Source organism: Bacillus sp. B25(2016b), from assembly GCF_001679765.1.
Lineage (GTDB): Bacteria > Bacillota > Bacilli > Bacillales > Bacillaceae_G > Bacillus_A > Bacillus_A thuringiensis_K.
On sequence record NZ_CP016285.1, the window covers coordinates 498,372 to 520,118 of the forward strand.

A 21,747-nucleotide genomic window follows, 5' to 3' on the forward strand; every position below is an offset into this window, starting at 1 on the left:
AAGGGCGTGAAAGTGATAAGAAAACTGAAGTGGTATATATGTACAGCTTTACTAGGTGCAGCAATATGGAGTGTATATACAAATGGAATTCCAAAGTATGTAGAGAAGTTTACATTCTCAAATATACAAAGAGGAAAAGAAACGGAGTTTTGTAATAACGATGAAAAAGTCATCTTATCAAATGTTCCATTAATTCAGCAGTTACCAGAATTGGATAGAGGCTGTGAAGTGACAAGTTTAGCGATGATGTTACAATATGCTGGTGTTTCAGTGGATAAGATGACATTAGCAAATGAAATAAAAAAAGTTGATTTTATAGACGATGGTGTGCGCGGGAATCCGAATGAAGGATTTGTAGGTAATATTTATACATTTTCTGAATCAGGATATGGTGTATATCATGGGCCACTTTTTCAGTTAGCGGAAAAATATTTACCTAATAAAGTTGTAGACTTAACTGGGAAGAATATAGAAGAGATTTATAAGAGTGTAAAAGCAGGGAAACCGGTAGTCATGATTACGAATGCAACATTTGCACCATTAGATGAAGATGAATTTACTACATGGGAAACAAATAGTGGAGATGTTTCTATTACGTATAATGAACATTGTATTGTACTTATTGGGTATGATCAGGAATCTGTATATATTCGAGATCCACTTGAGGATAGCTTAGATGTAAAAGTGCCGAGAGAAAGCTTTGAACAGGCATGGGTGCAAATGGGGAGTCAGGCAATTAGTTATGTAAAGAACTCCAAATAAATTAGGAGGAAGAGTTTTAGTAAGATGACTATAAGGCGAAGGATAGAGATTGAAGATTATAAGAGAAATTTTTTAGAGTAGAAGCTGTTGAGAAATAAGAGAACTTTAGTATATATAATGCTAAACTTCTCTTATTTTTATGATTAAAATCCTTATTAAGGAGTGAATATGTAAAAATGCATAATTGACGAAAAATTTACATGTTATCATTATATATTGTTTTATACATGTTAATTGTATAAAATGACACAAGTATCCACATTACATAAAGGAGGCTTATTATGCAAAAAATATTTAACGGGGTTAAATGTATGAGTATCAATAAAAAATTAATCATTTCATTTTTTATTATTTTAACTATACCAGGAATTATTATCGGTGGTGTTTCATATCAAACTGCCAAAACAAATTTTGAACATCAAATGACAGCTAAAGCAAAGGAGAATATTTCGATTTTAAATACTGTTATTTCTCAAAATATAGAAGAGAAATTTGTTGATGCGACGTACTTTGCAGACATCTTAACAGAAGATACATATCCAAATGGACAGGAAGAAATAGTAAGAACGAAGCTAGCGCAATATATAAAACTTCATCCAGAAGTAGAAGGTATTTATATTGGAACAGAGACAGGAAAGTTTATAAGAGAACCATTTATCCAAATGGATGGTGGGTATAATCCAACAGATAGATCTTGGTATAAAGAAGCACATGAAAATAAAGGGAAAGTAATTGTTACTGCACCATATCAGTCAGCATCTACAAAAAATATGGTAGTGACAATTGCGAAAGAAGTAAAAGATGGTAAAGGTGTTATAGGAATTAATTTAAACTTAGATAACATCTTAAAAATTTCCAAAATGATTAATATTGGTGAAAAAGGTTATGCAGTTATTTTAGATCAAAATAAGCAAATTGTTAGTCATCCATCTAGAAAACCAGGTGCAAAAGTTACTGATCCTTGGATTAAACCAATTTATGAAGATAAACAAGGAAATGTCTCTTATACAGAACAAGATGATAAAAAGAATTTAATCTTTGCAACAAATGAGAAAACAGGCTGGAAAGTAGTTGGCGTTATGTTTGATGAAGAAATTACACAAGCTGCCAGTCCAGTGTTTTATAAGACTTTGATTGTCATTGCTATTGCTATTGCATTTGGTAGTATATTAATTTATTTCATTACAAAGTCTATTACAGGGCCATTACGAAAAATAGCTGAATCGGCATATAAAATTAGTAAGGGAGATTTAACAGAGAAAATTACAATCCATTCCAAGGATGACATAGGGAAATTAGGGAATTCATTTAATGAAATGTCTACGTCTTTACAAGATGTTATTACCCAAATTAGCTTTTCAGCAGAACATGTCGCGGCATCGGCTGAAGAGTTAACAGCGAGCGTACAGCAAGCAAATGATGCGACAGATCAAATTACAATTGCGATGGAACAAGTATCAGGTGGGGCTGAGTCACAAAGTCAAGGTGTTGAAGAAGGTGCTGCTACATTACAACAAGTAAATACAGCAATTCAAGATGTAACCGGAAGCGCAGAGTCAATTTCTATTTCCTCATTACATGCGAGAGAAAGAGCTGAAGAGGGAGAAGATTTAGTTGAACAAACTGCAAAACAAATGCAGTCTATTTCTAGGTCGGTATCCGAGTCAGATGCTATTATTAAACTTCTTGATGAGAAATCAAAGCAAGTAGGAGCTATTTCTGAAGCAATTCAAAACATAGCTACTCAAACGAACTTATTAGCTTTAAATGCGGCTATTGAAGCAGCAAGAGCAGGTGAACAGGGTCGAGGATTTGCTATTGTAGCAGATGAGGTTAGAAAATTAGCAGAGCAATCAGGAGAGTCATCTGGAGAGATTGCAAATTTAATTGCAGAAATTAAGGCGGATATTGAACATACTGTTAAGGCAATGGATAATGTGAATGGAGAAGTTCAACAAGGCCTTGATGTTGTAACAAAAACGAAAGTAAGTTTTACGGAAATTTTAAGTTCTACTACACATATTGTTGCTCAAGTTAATCAAATGGTAGAAACAACGAAGAGAATTGCTGGAGATGCAAATGAAGTGACAAATGCTATTGATGAAATTGCAGCGGCTGCAGAAGAAAATACAGCTAGTATGCAAAGTGTCGCAGCTTCAACAGAAGAACAGGTTAATTCAATGGAGGAAATTAGTTCAGCTTCGCAAAACTTAGCTGGGATGGCCGAAGAACTACAAGCGATGACTAGTAAATTTAAAGTATAATAACAGCAGATAAGTAAGGTGAAAATAATATCACCTTACTTATTTTTCTATTCAGCAATTAGGGGAGTCATTAACGGGATGAAAAAAAGAAAAAGACTATGGAATTTGTGGAAAACGATTACATTGTTAGTTTGTACAGTTGTAATTTTTTCTTTACTTGTGACAGATATATTAATTAGTCATAATGTAGAACGGGCGACGGAGGATAGCCAAGCAGAGAAAGCAAAAACAATTGCACACATTGTGGCGAATGATTCAATTGTAATCAATGGCTTGGTTGGGAAAGCGGATACTCCTGCAATCCAAACGTATACAAATAGGATATTAAAAAACACAGGTGTTCAATTTATTGTAGTTATGGACATGGATGGAATAAGAAAATCTCATCCAGATCCTCAAAAAATAGGTCATCATTTCATTGGTGGGGATGAAGGGCCTGCATTGAAAGGAAAAGAACATGTATCGTTAGCAGAAGGAACTTTAGGTATTTCCATGCGAGTATTTGTACCAATATTTTCTGAAACAGGTGAACAACTTGGAGCAGTGGCTGTTGGTATTTCAGCAGATAATGTAAAAGAGAGAGTTAAGGAAAGTAGACATATCATTTATATTGGTGTCGGAGTTGGGGTATTAGTCGGAATTATAGGAGCAATATTACTAGCTAGACATATAAAGAAAAGTTTATTCGGTCTTGAGCCGCACAGGATAGCAAAAATTCTTGAAGAAAGAAATACGATGCTACAATCTGTAAAGGAAGGTATTATTGCTGTAGATAAAGAGGCTAGAGTAACGTTAATTAATAATGAAGCGAAACGTCTATTTAAAAAAAGCGGACTTGAAGAAGATTTTATCGGTAAAGATGTTGAGTTGTATATGCCAAATTCACGTATAAAAGAAGTATTGAAAACGGGAGAAGTACAATTAAACGAAGAACAAAATATTTACGGAATTACGATTGTGACGAATCGAGTTCCTTTATATGTAAAAGGAGAAATAGTTGGTGCAATTGCAACATTTCGTGATAAAACAGAGATTAGAAAACTAGCAGAGGAACTAACTGGTATTAGACTATATGCAGAAGCATTACGGGCACAATCTCATGAGTTTATGAATAAGATGCATGTCGTATTAGGGCTTACACATATGAAACAGTATGAAGAATTACAGAAGTATATAAGCGGCATGGTATCAGAGCATCAATATGAAATTGGTGGAGTTATGAAAAGAATAAAAAGTCCAGTATTTGCTGGTTTTTTACTAGGTAAGCTCAGCTATGCTAGAGAGAAAAATATAAAATTAATTATAAGTGAAGATTCTTATATGCCGGAAATAGATGATGAAAGTATTACTCATGAACTTATTACGATTGTCGGAAATTTAATTGATAATGCATTAGAGGCAGTTACGAATTGTGAAAACAAGCAAGTTGAAGTTAAGATACAACATGGGGATATACTAACTATTACAGTACAAGATACGGGAAAAGGTATACAAGAAAAAGAAATAGAGGAATTATTTACGAAAGGTTATTCCACAAAGGGAGATAACCGCGGTTATGGTTTGTATCTTGTAAAAGAAAGTATACAGCGAATAAATGGGGAAATTCATATGCATTCATTAGTAGGAAAGGGAACAACGATAACGATTGAAATACCTAAAGGTAGGGATGAGAGGCAAATATGATTAAAGTTTTAATTGTAGAAGATGACCCGATGGTAGCAATGTTAAATACGCATTATTTAGAGCAAGTAGGAGGGTTTGAACTTGTTCAAGCAGTTAACTCAGTAAAGTCGGCGATAGAAATATTAGAGAAATCACGAGTAGATTTAGTATTACTTGATATTTTTATGCCTGAAGAGACTGGGTTTGAGCTTTTAATGTATATCCGGAACCAAGAAAAAGAAATCGATATTATAATGATTTCAGCTGTACATGATATGGGAAGTATTAAAAAAGCATTACAATATGGTGTAGTAGATTATTTAATTAAACCATTCACATTTGAACGATTTAAAGAGGCATTAACTATATATCGAGAAAAACTTACTTTCATGAAAGAACAACAAAAAATTAGTCAATCGGAATTAGATTCGTTAATTTTACAAAAAGAAAAAAGAGAGCCTACTGTCACTAAAGAGCTTCCGAAAGGTTTAACGAAGCAAACGTTGCAATTAATTTGGCAGAAGATCGAGTCTCTGAATGGAAGAGTATTTACAACAGATGAAATGGCACAATTAGTTGGAATTTCAAGAGTTTCTATTCGAAAATATGTAATGTTTCTGACTGACATTGGGGTGTTAGAAAACGAAATGATGTACCAACATGTGGGAAGACCTGTAAGTAAATTAAGATGTGTTGATCAAAAGAAAATAGAGTTTTACGTATAAGCGACTTAATATAAGTCGCTTATACTTTTTTTAATTACAAAATCAATTACAAAACTTACAAAAACTATTTTTACTATTGAAAGCGTTTTAATATTGTTATTAAGAAAACGAGGGGGTGCCATATGGGAATTCAAAAGAATGTGGAAGCGGTATCATTTTCTGAAGGAAATGAAGTACAAAGAGAATCTTTCGCTTCTAAAATTATGAATGTAAAAATCGGTGTTATACCTTTACCGTTATATGTAGTATTGGCTGCTATTATTTATGGGGCATCTGTATATAATAAATTGCCAGCAGATATGATTGGTGGATTTGCAGTTATTATGATCATGGGGATTTTCTTAGGCGATATTGGGATGAGAATTCCAATTTTAAAAAATATCGGCGGTCCAGCAATACTTTCGTTATTTATTCCATCATTACTTGTATTTTTTAACTGGATGAATCCAGCTTCAATGGAAGCTGCGACTATGTTAATGAAAAAATCGAACTTTTTATATTTATATATTTCTTGTTTAGTAGTCGGAAGTATTTTAGGAATGAACCGTAAAGTGTTAGTACAAGGTTTCGTTCGCATGTTTATTCCTTTAGTAGTAGGGACGTTAGCTTCTGTAGCAGTAGGATTATTGGTCGGTTCATTATTTGGATTTGAAATGAAGCAGACATTCTTCTTTATCATCGTACCAATTGTGAGTGGCGGTATCGGGGAAGGGATTTTACCATTGTCGCTAGCTTATAGTGATATTTTAAATGAATCATCAGCAACGTTTGTATCACAGCTTATTCCAGCAGCTATTATTGGAAATATGTTCGCAATTGTAAGTGCAGGGTATATGAAGCGTTTAGGTGAAAAGAAACCGGAGCTTAGTGGTAACGGTGTATTAGTGAAAACAGACAATCAAGCAGAATTATTAAAAGAACAAAATACAGAGAAACCAATTGACTTCTCATTAATGGGAGCAGGTTTATTAATTGCGTGTACGTTCTTCATCTTCGGAGGATTTGCTTCTAAGTTCATCGGTATTCCTGGGGCAATTATTATGATTTTCTCAGCAGCACTTGTGAAATACTTTAAATTAATGCCAGCAAAAATGGAGCAAGGAGCATTCCATTTATATAAATTTATTTCGAAGAATTTAACTTGGCCTTTAATGGTTGGATTAGGATTGCTGTATATTCCGTTAAAAGACGTAGCAGCAGTTCTTTCAGTAGGATATGTTGTTGTGTGCGCATCGGTTGTTCTTACAATGGTAGCATCAGGTTTTCTTGTAGGGAAAGTGATGAAGATGTATCCAGTTGAATCGGCGATTGTAACTGGATGTCATAGCGGTTTAGGCGGAACTGGAGATGTTGCTATTTTATCGGCTTCAAATCGTATGGAATTAATGCCGTTCGCGCAAATTTCGACTCGTTTAGGCGGGGCGGCAATGGTTGTAACGGCGACAATATTATTAAAGATGTTTTCATGATCAAACAAGCTAGCTATATTCATATAGCTAGCTTGTCAAATTAAGGGGAGATTATAAGTATGTTAGCAAATCAAATTAATGAAAGATCATTGTTATTGCATAAAGAATTAGTAGGGAAAATTGAAATTACAAGTAAAGTTGAGGTAAATTCAGCGTATGATTTAAGCCTGACGTATACACCAGGTGTAGCGGAGTCTTGTAAAGCAATTGCGGCAGATGAAGAAACAGTGTATGACTATACAGCACGTGGCAATATGGTGGCAGTTGTTTCAGATGGAACAGCGGTACTCGGCTTAGGAAACATTGGACCAAAAGCGGCTATGCCTGTTATGGAAGGAAAAAGTATTTTGTTTAAGAAATTTGCTAATGTAGATGCTTTCCCATTATGTTTAGGCACAACGGATGTAGATGAAATCGTTACCCTTGTAAAAAATTTAGAGCCTACATTTGCAGGGATTAATTTAGAAGATATTGCAGCACCGCGTTGTTTTGAAATTGAAAAACGATTAAAAGAAGAAACGAATATTCCTGTATTTCATGATGATCAACATGGAACAGCTATTGTCGTTTTAGCAGCTGTTATTAATGCATTAAAAGTTGTTAGCAAACAAATGGATAATGTGAAAATCGTTATTAACGGTGCGGGCTCGGCAGGAATTGCAATTGGAAAATTATTATTAAAGGCTGGTGCAAAGCACATTACGCTAGTTAGCTTAGAAGGTATTGTTTGTGAAGGTGAAACATGGATGAACGAAGCGCAAATTGAAGTTTCAAAAAAGACAAATCGTGAACATGTGCGTGGAACGTTAAAAGAAGCGATTCACCAAGCTGATATTTTTATTGGCGTATCTGCTCCTAACGTATTAACGAAAGAACTTGTGCAGACGATGAATGAGAAAGCAATTGTGTTTGCAATGGCTAATCCAATTCCAGAAATCTTCCCTGAGGATGCATTAGAGGCTGGGGCAGCTGTAGTAGGAACTGGACGCTCGGATTATGCGAATCAAGTAAATAATGTATTGGCGTTTCCCGGAATATTCCGCGGTGCGTTAGATGTGCGCGCAACTGATATTACAGAAGAGATGAAATTAGCGGCAGCATATGGGATCGCTAACATCATTACTGACGAAGAACGTAATGCGAATTATGTAATCCCAAATCCATTAGATAAAAGAGTTGTTCCAAGTGTTGCAGAAGCAGTAGCGAAAGCAGCTATTGATTCAGGCGTGGCGCAAATTACGAAAATACCACGTTATTAATAGCTAAAAGCAGTGCCTAAAAGGCACTGCTTTTTTGAGATAAGAAATCAAAATAATGAAGAAGTGTAGAATTATTTATGTTTCTTCACTATTTATTTAATTCCATTGCAACTTGTTTACCATTCACTAAAACCTCAGTTACTGCTACGATCACTTCTATCATTTTTTTCATCTCTCATCTCTCCTCGTTTCATTTCTTACTTTAAGTATAAGAGAAGAGAGATAATTCAACTATCGAAGTACATGACGTAGAAATTACATTGTTGTAAGAAAGTGGTTTATTTTTGTCACTTTACTCAGCAGTGATTACAAACTGATCATAATATTTTTCATTCACATATATATTTAATAACCATAATCCAGATGAAGGTAGTGACATAGTGAGAGGGAGTTCGTTTGTAGTAGAATCGATTGTATTTGAAGTAGTCCAAGTTTGTTTGGAAGTTTCTTTTTGAAAGAGTACTTGTGTCGGAGTTACAGATCCTTGTTTTAGCGCAATAATAGACAATTTTCCAGTTGGTATTTCAGAATCTAGAAAGTACCACATTATTTCATTTTGTTCATTTGCGATAATAGGATTATCAGCCATTGCGATTTTTCCTTCGACGCCTTTTAAAGGTATTTTTCCGTCTATGAATGAGGGGGCTTCTTCCCAATTTACATCTTTTAAAACACTAAGGTGAAAGAAGGAAGGTGCGTTCACTTGGGTGGATGACGTTGCGACAGCTTCAGTTTTAGATGCTTTTGAATCAGATTGTGCTTGTGTGCATCCAGTGATGAGAAAGGAGAGAAGTAGCATAGTTCCGATTTTTTTCATGGTGCCACACTCCTAGTTTTTATTGTTAGTGTAATTGTATTTGCTAGAAGGCGGGACAATTCCTTTAAAGTATAAAAAGAGGTCGTAAGTTTTGTACGACCTCTTTTGACATTTTTTATCCCGTAAAAGCCCGATTGGTGTAGGTTAATAATTAGTGGGAGATAGCCCCAACTAATTAAAGTTTCACATTATACTTGTTCAGTTGTATAGGGTGGTTCGGTTTCTTTTTGAGGCATCGTCAAAAAAATAACGGACAGAACGATACATACGCCGCCTAATAATTGATATGTTCCAAAAGATTCATTTAGCCAAGTGATTGAAACGATGGCAGCTACAAGGGGTTCAATGCTAGATAAAATGCTTGTTTCTGTTGCTGCTAAATATTTAAGACTACCGATATATAGAAGGAAAGAAAGGGTACCACTAATAATGATAAGAATAAGCATAGAAAAGGTTTTTAGTGTAAGAGTTTGTGAAAATTGATTCCACCCGAATGAACGATTATAAATAAGTAGTACAATTCCTCCGATTAACATCCCCCAACCAATTACTACAGTTGTCCCGCATTCTTTAATGAGAGAAGCCGGATGAAGGGTATAAAATGCAAATCCGATTGCTGTTAATAGTCCAAAAATAATAGCTTCTTTGGATAAAACAATATTTTCAATTGAGCCATTTGTAATAATAAAGTATGTTCCTATTAGCGCGGCTATAATTGCGAATAGTTGCATGGGAGCAGGGAATTTTCTTTGTTCAAATGCAACATACATGGTAATAAGAACAGGACCTAGAAATTGAAATAGCGTTGCTGTGACTGCATTACTAATATGAACCGTTTCGATAAAGGCGTATTGCGCACCAAGCATGCCGAGAATAGAGAAAATAATAAGTTGTATAGAATATCTAGGGTGTTTCCAAATTTGAAATATGTTTTGTTTCTTTATAAGTAAGAAAGACAAAATAAATATTCCTGCAAGCAACAATCGAATTGTTAAAAAATCAATTGAGGATACATTAGTATGCTGAAATAGCCACTGAATCATTGGACCAGATAATCCCCATAATGTAGCCCCTGTAATAATCATAATGAGTCCGATACGTTTAACATTGTTCATTATCATGTTTCTCCTCTCCAGTATTTGATTTTTTATGTGTGACATGATAAAAGGAATTATATATAACTTCTGGTACTGTAAAAAGTATCAGATTTTAGTTTTATTAAGGGGTCAGATATTATGTTAGAATTAACGCCTAATTTAAATATGAATAGTAAAAAGGCATTATATGTGCAATTGTATGAGTATATAAAAAAAGAAATTAAAGATGGATCGATTGTCCCTTTTACGAAATTACCAGCTAAGCGAAAGTTAGCGATACATTTACAAGTAAGTAAAAATACAGTAGAGGCAGCGTACGAACAATTACTTGCAGAAGGTTATATTGAGCCGATATCGAGAAAAGGTTATTTTGTATGCAAGATTGAGCAAATGGTTCATGTAGAGGATAGCGGAGAGAGAATAGAAGAAGTACCGTTTCAGGAGAAGAGTTATAAATTTGACTTTACACAAACAGGAATTGATACAAATGCTTTTCCATTCAATATGTATCGGAAAATTGTAAATGAAGTATGGCAGCCGCATAATAACGAACTTCTCTTTCTAGGACACCCTCAAGGGGAAGCGAGCTTAAGAGAAGAGATTACGAATTATTTGTATGAATCTAGAGGTGTGCGTTGTTCAGCTAGTCAAATTGTATTAGGAGCGGGAACACAAATATTAGTGAAACTATTGTTTCAATTGTTAAAGGGAAGCAATTATGCAGTTGAAAACCCAGGGTATCATAGGAAGATGGTTGTTTTTGAACAGGGAGAAGCAAGAGTCCAAATGTTATCTTTAGATAGAGATGGAATTTGTATTGCAGATTTAGAAAATAGCAATGCGAATGTTGTATTTGTTACACCTTCCCATCAGTTTCCAAATGGAATGATTATGCCTATTACGAGAAGGATGCAGCTTTTACAATGGGCAAAGAAAGAAGAGGGCAGGTATATTATTGAAGATGATTATGATAGTGAATTTCGCTATTCTGGAAAGCCTATACCGGCGCTGCAAGGGTTAGATACAGAGGGGAAAGTTATTTATATGGGGACGCTATCTAAAGCATTATTGCCATCGCTACGGATGAGCTATATGGTGTTGCCGAAGAAATTAATTAAAAAGTATCAACAGCAATATTTATTTTATACACAAAGTGTTTCAAGAATGGACCAAGAAGTGATTAGAAGATTTTTAAATGAAGGCTATTGGGAAAAACATATTCATAAAATGCGTGTCGTCTACCGAAAGAAGAGAGATCGACTTGTTTTTGAAATAGAGAAGTATTTCTCTAATCGTGTTGAAGTGATAGGAGAAGATTCGGGATTACACATTTTATTAAAAGTGCATAATGGAATGCGGGAAGAAGAATTAATTCAAGAAGCTGCGAAATATAGTATCAAAATATATCCTGTGTCTACGTACTATAAAGATGGTACGGCGCCTGAGAATGTAGTTTTGCTTGGGTTTGCGATATTATCAGAGGAAGAAATTGCGAAAGCGATTCAATTATTACACAAGGCATGGTTTACAAGAAAGTAAAAAACATCCTCCAAACATGAGGATGTTTTTTATTATTTATTTTCATCTAAGAATAAGACCATATGCTCTTCGTCCCAATATTGTCCGTTATATTTTAATGAACGTTCTTGTACACCGAATGTTTTAAAACCTAATGACTCATAAAGTTTTTTTGCTCCATCGTTGCCAACAACAACATCAAGCATAACTTGTTCTACTTCTAAAGATTTAGCAAGTTCAAGACATTCTTTAATAAGTGCTTTTCCTGCTCCAAGTCCGCGTGCTTTTGGAGAAACATATACAGAACCGATTTTAGCTTTATGTTCTTGTTTTACATATGGTTTCGTTTCCAGTGTTGCAACCCCGATTAATTTCCCATCTTTAAATGCACCTAGCGTATAGTTTTCATCTTGTGCTAATTTTTGTGCTTTATATTCAATCGCACACTCTTTATTAATAATATCTTCATAAGAAGAGCTGAATGCTTCAGGGTTTTGCTTTAATCCTTCTACGCGAAGTTCTAAGTAAATTTCTGCTTCGTCTTTTGTTAATACATGGATATCCAATTATATCACCCTCCAAATCTTTGACAAATGTATCTTTATTTTATATTGAAATAAGAATAATTTCAAAAGCTTAGCTTATATAAGCTGTTTTTATGAACAAAATAACACCAGTAGTGTTTACTACTACTGGTGTTTTCACACGCATATTATTCAAAAGGTATATCGATTATAAAGTTTGTTCCCGCTCCTAATTGGCTTGTTACTAGAATAGAACCGTTATGCAATTCTACAATTTCTTTTGCAACAGCTAGCCCGATACCTTTTCCGCCTGTAGCTCGTGTTCTGGATTTATCAACACGATAAAAACGGTCAAAAATATGCGGGATATCTTGTTCAGGAATACCTTCACCTTCATCTTGTACACTTATTGTAAAAGAATCTGTTTCCATGAGTACACGTATCGTAATGGATGTGTTTTCTGGCGAATGTTGATAAGCGTTGTGTAATAAATTTAACATAACTTGTTCCATACGTCTTTCGTCTATGCAAACTTCTAAATCATCTTTGCAATATACATGAAGTTGCATTTGCTTATTTGTTAATGTTGTTTTTGTTTTTTCTACCATTCGTTCTAAAAATGGCTGAAGAAGCACTTTTTGTTTTTTTATAACAAATTGGTGTTGTTCTAATTGTACAAGCATAAATAAATCTTGGACGAGATCGGTTACACTATCCGTTTCATCCTCAATGATTTGTAAGTATTCTTCTCGCTCCTCTTTTGTTAAAGAGTCTCTCTTTGCTACCTTCGCATAACCTTTCATATAGGTCAATGGAGTTAATAGTTCATGAGCGACACTAGCGAGAAATTCATTGCGCTCTTTTTTCATATACGTAAGTTCACTCGATAAATCTTCAATTGTTTTTGCTAAACTTCCGAGTTCATCATTTCGTTTAATACCTAATTGAATTGGCTTGTTTAATTTTGACATTTTTTCTGTCGCTCTCTTCATTTTTACAAGTGGTTCTGTAATAACGCGTGAAAAAACAAAGACAGAAATTGTTGTTAAAATAATTGTTAAAACGCTAATGATAAGAAATTGGTTCATGAGTTTAAGTAACATATTTTCTAGGAAAGATGTTTTTAATAACATATATAGCTTTCCTTGAAACTTTGTTGTGTTAAGTGGGCTTACTGCTGTGATGAACTTTGATTTTTTCCAGTTCCTTTCAACGACCAACCCGCCGTCTGGGACAGTTTCTGTTTTACAAGTAAGTTGTTTTTGCATATCTTTTGTTACGGGTTCTGAGGTGGAAATAATTTTGCCGTTATGGTCAGTAATAATGATAGCTATATCGGAGTTAGAAATTGATTCCGATTCAACTAAGTGTGCAGCCTCATTCGTAATATCGAACTCAGGGTACACAGGACGTTTAGGATTTTTATTATGTTCAGCGTGTTTCATTTCTTTATAATATTCATCCCGTCTCTCGCGGCTTTTAATTTTTTTACTATAGCGATTACCTTTCTCTAAAAGAGCATCTGTTTCCTCTTCAATACGTATTTTTGAAAGGCTTTTATAAAAAGATACGAAAGCAATTGTTTCAATACATAAAGCTAATATTAAAAAGTATGTCCCAATTTTAAGGGAAAGTTTACTCATTTTTTCACCATACCTTATCCATAATAAAGAGTCAGTGGTATACGATTTCCCACTGACCGAAGTAATTATTCACTTTTCCATTTATATCCGACTTTATAGACCGTTTCTAGGTAATCTTCAATCGGAAATCCTTTTTTGCGTAGTTTATCACGGATATTACGAATGTGTGAATCAATTGTTCTATATTCGATATCTGTTTCATAGCCCCAAATTTTTTCGATTAAATCATCTCGGCTATAAGCTCGGTTTGTATTTTGCAAAAATAGTCCGAGTAACGAAAATTCGATAGGAGTTAGCGAGATTTTTTCATCATAAACTGTGACAGTATGTTTCGTTTTATCCCACTCAATACCATTGAAACTAACAAAACCATCTTTTTTTGTACGGCGTAATATAGCCTCGATTCGTGCGACTAATACATGCTCATCAAATGGTTTTGTAATATAATCATCTGCGCCCATCGTGAGGCCTTTCACCATATCGTAGTTTTGGTTGCGAGCTGTTAACATAATGATAGGAACGTTGGAAATTTGACGGATTTGATAGCAAGTATCCCATCCATCCATACTTGGCATCATAACATCTAATAAAATAATATCGAATTCTTTTTGTTCGATTAAATTTAGTGCTTCAAGGCCAGAGGTAGCTTTCATGCAAAAATAGCCGCGAGGGCTTAAGAACAGATCTAATAATCGTAACATACGTTCTTCATCGTCTACTAATAAAATTTTTACCATAATCTTGTGCACCCCAAACTGTTCATTCTACTTATATAGTTTACATGAAAATAATAAAAAACTCTTTTTATGTGATTGAGTGGAAGAGTTATTTTTCGCTCAGAGTAATTGACATAAAAAATGCACTAGTTTTGCACAACTATTTTTTATAATAGAAAACGTAGCGACACAAAATACCCTATGTTGCGACATAACGTCATGTCATTTTATTTATAAAATGACAATTCCATTCTATTGTGTATGTGAGATAGAGAGGGTTTTCGTATTCACCTCGCATCGGATAAGAAAAATTTCCTATCTCACACTTTTTTTAAAAAGGAGATCATACACATGAATCCAAAAGAAGAAATTTCAAAAAAAGAAAAGCAAGATCGTAATACGGTTGTCATGTGCGTTGCCGTATCTATGGTTATTATTATAAGTTGCGTAAATAAAATTTTGGGGATTTTATAATATAAAAAAAGCTGATTGCTTCTTAAGAAGCAATCAGCTTTTTTCATTGTTAGGGGAGTATTTCTATTATGCCTTTCGAGAGGACTCCGTAAGTGAAGGTGGTGAGGTGAATCGAAAAAAATATTTCATTTTCAAAAAAATAGAGAGAACATACGTTCTAGTTTTGCTATAATATCCTTAACAAGGAGGTGAATAAAATGACAAAGGAAAATCCATCAAACTATAAAACTCTTCAAATTTGGATTAAAAAAGGGCATCGTATGTATTCTTATTTTCAAGAATGTTGTCATAATGCTAAGAACATGTACAACACCACAAACTTTTATATACGTCAGGTGTACACTGGATTAACACAAGAAAAAGAGTTACAGCCTTTGCAAAAAGAAGTTCTGGATAATATTCATAAAAATATTGGTAAGATGAATGACACACAACTTCTTGCCTATCAGAAGAAATTGGAAAAAGAGAATTTAAAGCCTAAAGAAGAACAGAAAGAGATTAAATGTAATTTGTTTTCAGAACCTAATTTTGAAAAACCTTATGTAGATTACAACTTTCTAGATGCACTATTTAAGGCTATGATTCAAAATGATTATCGAGCTTTGCCTACGCAATGTAGCCAGTCAATCATGAAAGGTTTGTTCCAAAATTGGAAATCTTTTTTTGCTAGTTTAAAAGACTATAAAAAGAATCCAAACAAATATGCTGGAATGCCTAGGATTCCAAAGTATATTCGTTCTTCTGAAAAAGAGATTCTGTATACAAACCAAGATTGCATCATTAAAAACGGTAGATTTTTAAAGTTTCCAAAGACGAAATTGCAATTAAATATTGGGAAACTAGGTTTCACTGAAGGTAAACTGAAACAAGTTCGTGTGATTCCAAAATACAATGAATATGTAGTGGAATTGGTAATTGATGTTCCTTCTGAACAACAAATGATTGAAGAGAATGCTCGTTATATGAGTATTGATTTAGGGATTGATAACCTTGCAACCATCGTAACAAACACAGGTATGAAACCTGTCCTTGTTAAGGGCAAACATGTCAAAAGCATAAATCAATATTACAATAAAATGAGGAGTCATTTTACAAGTATTCTTAGAAATGGAAAACAAACTAATAAAGGACCTTTTACTTCTAAAAGGATAGAAAAACTTCATCAAAAACGTTACTTGAAAATAAAAGATGTCTTCCATAAAGTTAGTCACCACATCGTAAAACTAGCTCAAGAAGAAGAAGTTTGTAAAATCGTTATTGGTCAAAACAAAAGTTGGAAACAAGAAACGAATATGGGAAAAAGAAATAACCAATCGTTTTGTTATATCCCGCATAATTTACTGATTCAAATGATTACATACAAAGCAAATGCTGTAGGCATTCAAGTTGTTGTAACTGAAGAATCATATACATCGAAAGCAAGTTTTCTGGATAACGACTTCATTCCAACGTATGGAGAAAATGACCAAAATACAACTTTTTCAGGAAAACGAATAGAGCGCGGCATATATCGTTCAGCAAATAAAACTTTAATTAATGCAGATGTAAATGCTGCGGCTAACATTTTACGAAAAGTAATCCCAAATGCATGGACAAATGGGATAGAGGGGTTAGGCGTGAAACAGCTCGCTAATGTGTTAACTCCCCTGACGTTAATTATCCGTTAGGTCGAAACGTTAGAAACCCCCACTTCAAGCTTTGCTAAGTGGGGGAGTGTTCATATGATAAACCAAGGTAAAATTGCTAATCCAGAAGTTACAATTGCTGTAGTAAATATTAAAAGCATAGCTCGTTTGTTTTGTTTCATGTCACATTCTCCTCTACATATCAAGTACATGCGATCAGCGTGGGATGTAGTTCCCCACTGAGTAAAGTTTCACTTTATATTTTTAGTATAATGAATGGAAAGGTTTGGTACGATCGATAAAGGTGACATGAAGATTACATTGTTGTAATGAAAAAACATCTTTCTTATTAAGAAAGATGCTTTTGGAAAACTCCCCCACTGAGTAAAGTTTCACCTTATATTGAAGTATTAATCATTTAAGAACAGAACCATATGTTCCTCGTCCCAATATTGACCGTTATGTTTTAATGAACGCTCTTGTACGCCGTAAGTTTGGAAACCTAATGACTCATATAATTTTTTTGCTGCATCGTTACCAACTACAACATCGAGCATAAGTTGTTCTACATGTAATTTATCGGCATTTTCAATAATTGCTTTAATTAGAGCTCGTCCTGCTCCGAGACCACGTGCTTTTGGAGAAACAAAAACGGAGCCAATTTTTGCTTTATGTTCTTGTTTAATAAATGGTTTTGTTTCTAAAGTAGCGATACCAATTAAATCATTATCTTTGAAGACACCTAGAGTATACTTATCCGGATTGCTTAATCGTTTAGCCATAGCAGCCACAGGATTTTCATGTTTAAGAACATCTTCATAAGAAGAGCTAAAAGCTTCCGGATTCTTCGTTAAACCTTCCATACAAACTTTTAAATATATTTCTGCGTCCTCTGTTGTTAATAAGCGAATTTCCATAGTTGTAACCTCCCTGGTGGATTTCAAATAAATCCATTACTTTTATAAGATTGAGTATATGTTTTGTTAGTATTCTCTTTTAATTTGTAAAAGAATGAAAAGATATATGCTACAATGTTTTGTTTTAATTATGTAATGAAATTATATATTAACTTTGTTAACTATTCAAGTGTTTAATATGTTACATTTTTATAACTAAAATAACTCCTCGATTGAGGAGTTATTTTTTAAACATTGGATTGATAGCCATCAATTCGTTTTGGATGTGTGTAAATATTACAAGATTCATTTCTAATAAACCCTACGACTGTAATGCCTAAATCATGGGCAAGTTGCAATGCCAGTTTTGTTGGAGCGGATTTAGATAGAACAATTTCACATCCGATTTTTGAAACTTTGAGTAAAATTTCGGATGAAATACGTCCGCTAAATGCGATGATTTTTCCTTTAATCGATATATCGTTACGCAAACAATGACCATATATTTTATCTAATGCATTATGTCTTCCAATATCCATTCTTGATAGGAGGATATTGTTTCGATCACATAGCGCGGTATTGTGAACACCACCAGTTTGGCGAAAGGTAGTGGAAGATTGTTGTAAAGTATTCATTAAGTAAAAGCATTCTTCAGGAGTAATTTTTACATGTATATCATGTAAGTCTTTTGCTTTTGCTGCGTCGTTTACGAAAATAAAACCTTGTCTACCTTTTCCGCAGCAAGAAGTGATGTATCGTTTATTATATAAAGTTTGATAGAGCGGATTCACTTTTGATGATTTTACATGGACAATTCCGTTATCTTTTTGAACCCATAGTTCTTCAACATCTTTATAGGAAGAAATAATCCCCTCAGAAATTAAAAAACCAATTACCATATCTTCAATATAATTTGGTGTGCATACGACTGTTACATATTCTTCACCATTCAACTTAATAGTAATAGGAGATTCTGTAACAATCTCATCAAGCTGTTTTGAAAATGTACCAGATTGATAGCGTACAATTGTATAAGTCTCTTGCGTAGGCCCCATATTAAATTCCCCTTTTATATGTATTTCTCTCCCACATTTATCATAAAACAATGGAAAAAATAAAAACACCTATTAACAAGAAGATCACAGATTATTTTGGTTATTATTGTATATGTACGATATAATAGAACTGTAGAATAGTGATAATTTCAAGCTTTCGTAGTTATACCTTATAACATCTAGAATCGACTTCATAAGAAAGTATTTGGGTAGAGCGTTTCAAAAATATGTACAGTAATGCGATTTTGAAAACGGATTCATAATTGTGTTGTACAGTTGGTTGTAAGGAGAGGGGAAACTATGGCAGAACAGACAGTCCGTGTAACCGTCGATGGTAAAGAATTTTCTGCATCAGGTGAAAAGACGATACTACAATTATTTAACGAGAGTAATTTGGAACATCCTCAAATTTGTCATGTACCAGAAGTAGATCCAATTCAAACTTGTGATACGTGTATTGTAGAAGTAAATGGGAAGTTAATGCGTGCTTGTTCAACGAAATTAGAGAATGGTATGCATATTGAAAGACAGTCCCAGCGTGCAAAAGAGGCACAGACTGAGGCAATGGATCGGATATTAGAGAATCATTTATTGTATTGTACTGTTTGTGATAACAATAATGGTAACTGTAAAGTCCACAATACAGTACATATGATGGGGATTGAGGAACAGAAATATCCGTATGAGCCGAAAGTAAGTGCGTGTGAAGTGGATATGTCACATCCATTTTATCGATATGATCCAAATCAATGTATTGCTTGTGGGCAGTGTGTAGAAGTGTGTCAAAACTTACAAGTGAATGAAACTATATCGATTGATTGGAGCTTAGACCGTCCACGTGTTATATGGGACAATGGTGTAAGTATAAATGACTCATCTTGTGTAAGTTGTGGGCAGTGTGTAACAGTATGTCCATGTAATGCGTTAATGGAAAAAACAATGCTGGGTGAAGCTGGATTCATGACAGGATTGAAACCGGATGTGTTAGACCCGATGATTGATTTTGTAAAGGATGTAGAACCTGGATATAGTAGTATTTTAGCAGTTTCAGAAGTAGAGGCTGCGATGCGTAAGACGAAAGTGAATAAAACAAAAACAGTTTGTACATTTTGTGGTGTAGGTTGTTCATTTGAAGTATGGACGAAAGACCGCCACATTTTGAAAGTACAGCCTGTTTCAGATGCGCCGGTTAACGGTATTTCCACATGTGTAAAAGGCAAATTTGGATGGGATTTTGTAAATAGTGAAGATCGCATTACGAAGCCATTAATTCGCCAAGGAGATATGTTTGTTGAAGCTTCATGGGAAGAGGCTCTTGAAGTTGTTGCATCCAATATGCAGCATATTAAATCAGAATATGGAAGTGATGCATTTGGATTTATTTCTTCTTCGAAAGTAACGAATGAAGAAAATTATCTTATGCAAAAACTAGCCCGTCAAATATATGGAACGAATAATGTAGACAACTGTTCCCGTTATTGTCAATCTCCAGCAACAGACGGTTTATTTAAAACTGTCGGTATGGGCGGGGACGCTGGAACAGTGAAAGATATTGCGGAAGCAGGCCTTGTCATTATCGTTGGAGCAAATCCAACAGAAGGACATCCTGTACTTGCAACGCGTGTAAAACGTGCACATAAATTACATGACCAAAAATTAATTGTGGCGGACCTTCGTAAACATGAAATGGCAGAGCGTGCGGATTTATTCATTCATCCTCGCCAAGGAACTGATTACGTATGGCTCGCTGGTATTACGAAATATATTATTGATCAAGATTGGCACGATAAAAAGTTCATAGCTGAAAATGTGAAGAATTTTGATGAATATAGCAAAATGGTAGAAAAGTATACGCTTGATTATACAGAAGAAATCACGGGGATTTCGAAAGAAAATCTGAAAGAAATGGCTCGTATGGTATATGAAGCAGATGGTACTTGTGTGCTTTGGGGAATGGGTGTAACGCAAAATACGGGAGGAAGTACAACTTCAGCAGCAATTTCAAATCTATTGCTTGTTACGGGTAACTATCGTCGTCCTGGTGCAGGAGCATACCCATTACGCGGACATAATAACGTACAAGGCGCTTGTGATATGGCAACATTACCAAACTGGCTTCCGGGTTACCAAGCGGTTTCAGATGATGCGCTCCGTGCGAAATTTGAAAAAGCATACGGTACTACAATTCCGAAAGCACCAGGCTTAAATAATATTGCAATGTTACTTGCGGCAGATGAAGGAAAACTGCGTGGTATGTATGTTATGGGTGAAGAAATGGCTTTAGTAGATTCGAATGCCAACCATGTACAACATATTTTAGCGAATTTAGATTTCCTTGTTGTTCAAGATATGTTCTTATCGAAAACAGCTCGTTTTGCTGATGTTATTTTACCGGCAGCACCAAGCTTAGAAAAAGAGGGAACATTTACGAATACAGAGCGCCGTATTCAAAGATTATATGAAGTATTGAAGCCGCTTGGTGATTCAAAACCAGACTGGTGGATTTTACAAAAAGTAGCTCGTGCACTTGGCGGGGACTGGAATTATGAAAGTCCAAGTGAAATCATGGATGAAATCGCATCGCTTGCACCTTTATATTCTCAGGCAACATACGATCGTTTAGAAGGATGGAATAGTTTATGTTGGGGTAGCCATGATGGTAGCGATACACCGCTATTATATGTGCATGGATTTAACTTCCCAGATAAACTAGCTCGTCTATCATTAGATGAATGGGTACCACCAGTTGTAGCGCCAGATGAGTATGATTTACTTTTAAATAATGGACGTATGTTAGAACATTTCCACGAAGGAAATATGACGAATAAATCGGCTGGTATTTTATCTAAAGTATCTGAAGTGTTCGTTGAAATCTCGCCTGAACTTGCCCTAGAGCGCAATGTGAAAGATGGTGGCCTTGTAGAATTAGCATCACCATTTGGGAAAATTAAAGTACAGGCACTTGTTACAGATCGTGTAACGGGGAAAGAGCTATATTTACCGATGCATGCAACGGTAAATGAAGAGGCAATCAATATTTTAACTGGAACGGCGACAGATCTTTATACGTGTACACCAGCGTACAAACAAACGATGGTAAAGATGCGTGTACTACGTGAAAAAGGGAATCGTCCGTTACCATCTTCAAACCCGAGAGATAAAAAGCGTAATCCGCAAAACGGTGTTGAAATCGAGCAAAAATGGCAAAGAAAACAATACGTATCACTTGTGGACTAGGGGG

At 34.7% G+C, this 21,747-nt stretch carries 17 protein-coding genes and 1 pseudogene; 11 read left to right on the plus strand and 7 right to left on the minus strand.

What is annotated here, in order from left to right; all coding sequences use genetic code 11:
- Positions 1 to 6 precede the first annotated feature (6 nt).
- The 7 genes and pseudogenes from BAQ53_RS02670 to BAQ53_RS02695 all read left to right on the plus strand — a co-directional run bounded on the left by BAQ53_RS02670 (position 7) and on the right by BAQ53_RS02695 (position 8,141).
- On the plus strand, positions 7 to 762 hold the full coding sequence (locus tag BAQ53_RS02670; RefSeq protein ID WP_199718277.1) for a C39 family peptidase: 756 nt from the start codon (positions 7 to 9) through the stop codon (positions 760 to 762).
- A gap of 422 nt (positions 763 to 1,184) precedes the next feature.
- A pseudogene (locus tag BAQ53_RS26535) lies at positions 1,185 to 2,087 on the plus strand (cache domain-containing protein); the annotation flags it as partial.
- 120 nt (positions 2,088 to 2,207) lie between these two features.
- A complete protein-coding gene (locus tag BAQ53_RS26540) occupies positions 2,208 to 3,026 on the plus strand; it encodes a methyl-accepting chemotaxis protein (protein WP_445286336.1) in 819 nt (272 codons plus the stop codon).
- 78 nt (positions 3,027 to 3,104) lie between these two features.
- Entirely contained in the window at positions 3,105 to 4,709 is a 1,605-nt protein-coding gene (locus tag BAQ53_RS02680) for a sensor histidine kinase (protein WP_046946732.1), read from the plus strand.
- Positions 4,706 to 5,413: a response regulator gene (locus tag BAQ53_RS02685; protein WP_000598666.1), complete on the plus strand. Its 708-nt coding sequence runs from the start codon at positions 4,706 to 4,708 to the stop codon at positions 5,411 to 5,413. Before BAQ53_RS02680 ends, BAQ53_RS02685 begins: the two co-directional genes overlap by 4 nt.
- A gap of 122 nt (positions 5,414 to 5,535) precedes the next feature.
- Positions 5,536 to 6,882 (plus strand): 2-hydroxycarboxylate transporter family protein, encoded by a 1,347-nt coding sequence (locus BAQ53_RS02690; protein WP_000512725.1) that lies wholly within the window; start codon positions 5,536 to 5,538, stop codon positions 6,880 to 6,882.
- Positions 6,883 to 6,941: 59 nt separating this feature from the next.
- On the plus strand, positions 6,942 to 8,141 hold the full coding sequence (locus BAQ53_RS02695) for an NAD(P)-dependent malic enzyme (RefSeq protein WP_000880787.1): 1,200 nt from the start codon (positions 6,942 to 6,944) through the stop codon (positions 8,139 to 8,141).
- Positions 8,142 to 8,433: 292 nt separating this feature from the next.
- Here BAQ53_RS02695 and BAQ53_RS02700 read toward each other — a convergent pair whose 3' ends face one another.
- Complete coding sequence (locus tag BAQ53_RS02700; RefSeq protein ID WP_000719689.1) at positions 8,434 to 8,958, minus strand: DUF4871 domain-containing protein; 525 nt, start codon at positions 8,956 to 8,958, stop codon at positions 8,434 to 8,436.
- Positions 8,959 to 9,146: 188 nt separating this feature from the next.
- On the minus strand, positions 9,147 to 10,073 hold the full coding sequence (locus BAQ53_RS02705) for a DMT family transporter (RefSeq protein WP_001067022.1): 927 nt from the start codon (positions 10,071 to 10,073) through the stop codon (positions 9,147 to 9,149).
- A 120-nt stretch (positions 10,074 to 10,193) separates the two neighbouring features.
- Here BAQ53_RS02705 and pdxR point away from each other — a divergent pair, with 120 nt between their 5' ends.
- On the plus strand, positions 10,194 to 11,594 hold the full coding sequence (pdxR, locus tag BAQ53_RS02710; protein ID WP_000891869.1) for a MocR-like pyridoxine biosynthesis transcription factor PdxR: 1,401 nt from the start codon (positions 10,194 to 10,196) through the stop codon (positions 11,592 to 11,594).
- Between the two features lie 32 nt (positions 11,595 to 11,626).
- Here pdxR and BAQ53_RS02715 read toward each other — a convergent pair whose 3' ends face one another.
- From BAQ53_RS02715 to BAQ53_RS02725, 3 genes are all read right to left on the minus strand, one after another.
- A complete protein-coding gene (locus BAQ53_RS02715) occupies positions 11,627 to 12,139 on the minus strand; it encodes a GNAT family N-acetyltransferase (protein WP_000351212.1) in 513 nt (170 codons plus the stop codon).
- Positions 12,140 to 12,285: 146 nt separating this feature from the next.
- Positions 12,286 to 13,740: a HAMP domain-containing sensor histidine kinase gene (locus tag BAQ53_RS02720; protein ID WP_000041020.1), complete on the minus strand. Its 1,455-nt coding sequence runs from the start codon at positions 13,738 to 13,740 to the stop codon at positions 12,286 to 12,288.
- A gap of 65 nt (positions 13,741 to 13,805) precedes the next feature.
- Positions 13,806 to 14,477 carry a response regulator transcription factor gene (locus BAQ53_RS02725; protein WP_000238960.1) on the minus strand — a complete coding sequence of 224 codons (672 nt, stop codon included), beginning with the start codon at positions 14,475 to 14,477 and terminating at the stop codon, positions 13,806 to 13,808.
- A gap of 330 nt (positions 14,478 to 14,807) precedes the next feature.
- On the opposite strand from BAQ53_RS02725, the gene BAQ53_RS26350 reads away from it, so the two are divergent.
- Positions 14,808 to 14,930: a hypothetical protein gene (locus tag BAQ53_RS26350; RefSeq protein WP_001068392.1), complete on the plus strand. Its 123-nt coding sequence runs from the start codon at positions 14,808 to 14,810 to the stop codon at positions 14,928 to 14,930.
- Between the two features lie 197 nt (positions 14,931 to 15,127).
- Positions 15,128 to 16,597: an RNA-guided endonuclease InsQ/TnpB family protein gene (locus BAQ53_RS02730; RefSeq protein WP_046946734.1), complete on the plus strand. Its 1,470-nt coding sequence runs from the start codon at positions 15,128 to 15,130 to the stop codon at positions 16,595 to 16,597.
- A gap of 368 nt (positions 16,598 to 16,965) precedes the next feature.
- Here BAQ53_RS02730 and BAQ53_RS02735 read toward each other — a convergent pair whose 3' ends face one another.
- Positions 16,966 to 17,472 (minus strand): GNAT family N-acetyltransferase, encoded by a 507-nt coding sequence (locus BAQ53_RS02735; protein ID WP_000405883.1) that lies wholly within the window; start codon positions 17,470 to 17,472, stop codon positions 16,966 to 16,968.
- Between the two features lie 227 nt (positions 17,473 to 17,699).
- Complete coding sequence (gene fdhD, locus BAQ53_RS02740; RefSeq protein ID WP_000529231.1) at positions 17,700 to 18,506, minus strand: formate dehydrogenase accessory sulfurtransferase FdhD; 807 nt, start codon at positions 18,504 to 18,506, stop codon at positions 17,700 to 17,702.
- A 300-nt stretch (positions 18,507 to 18,806) separates the two neighbouring features.
- On the opposite strand from fdhD, the gene fdhF reads away from it, so the two are divergent.
- The gene (gene fdhF / locus BAQ53_RS02745) at positions 18,807 to 21,743 is read left to right on the plus strand and encodes a formate dehydrogenase subunit alpha (protein ID WP_000840683.1); all 2,937 of its coding nucleotides are present in this window, start codon (positions 18,807 to 18,809) and stop codon (positions 21,741 to 21,743) included.
- The last annotated feature ends 4 nt before the right edge of the window (positions 21,744 to 21,747 follow it).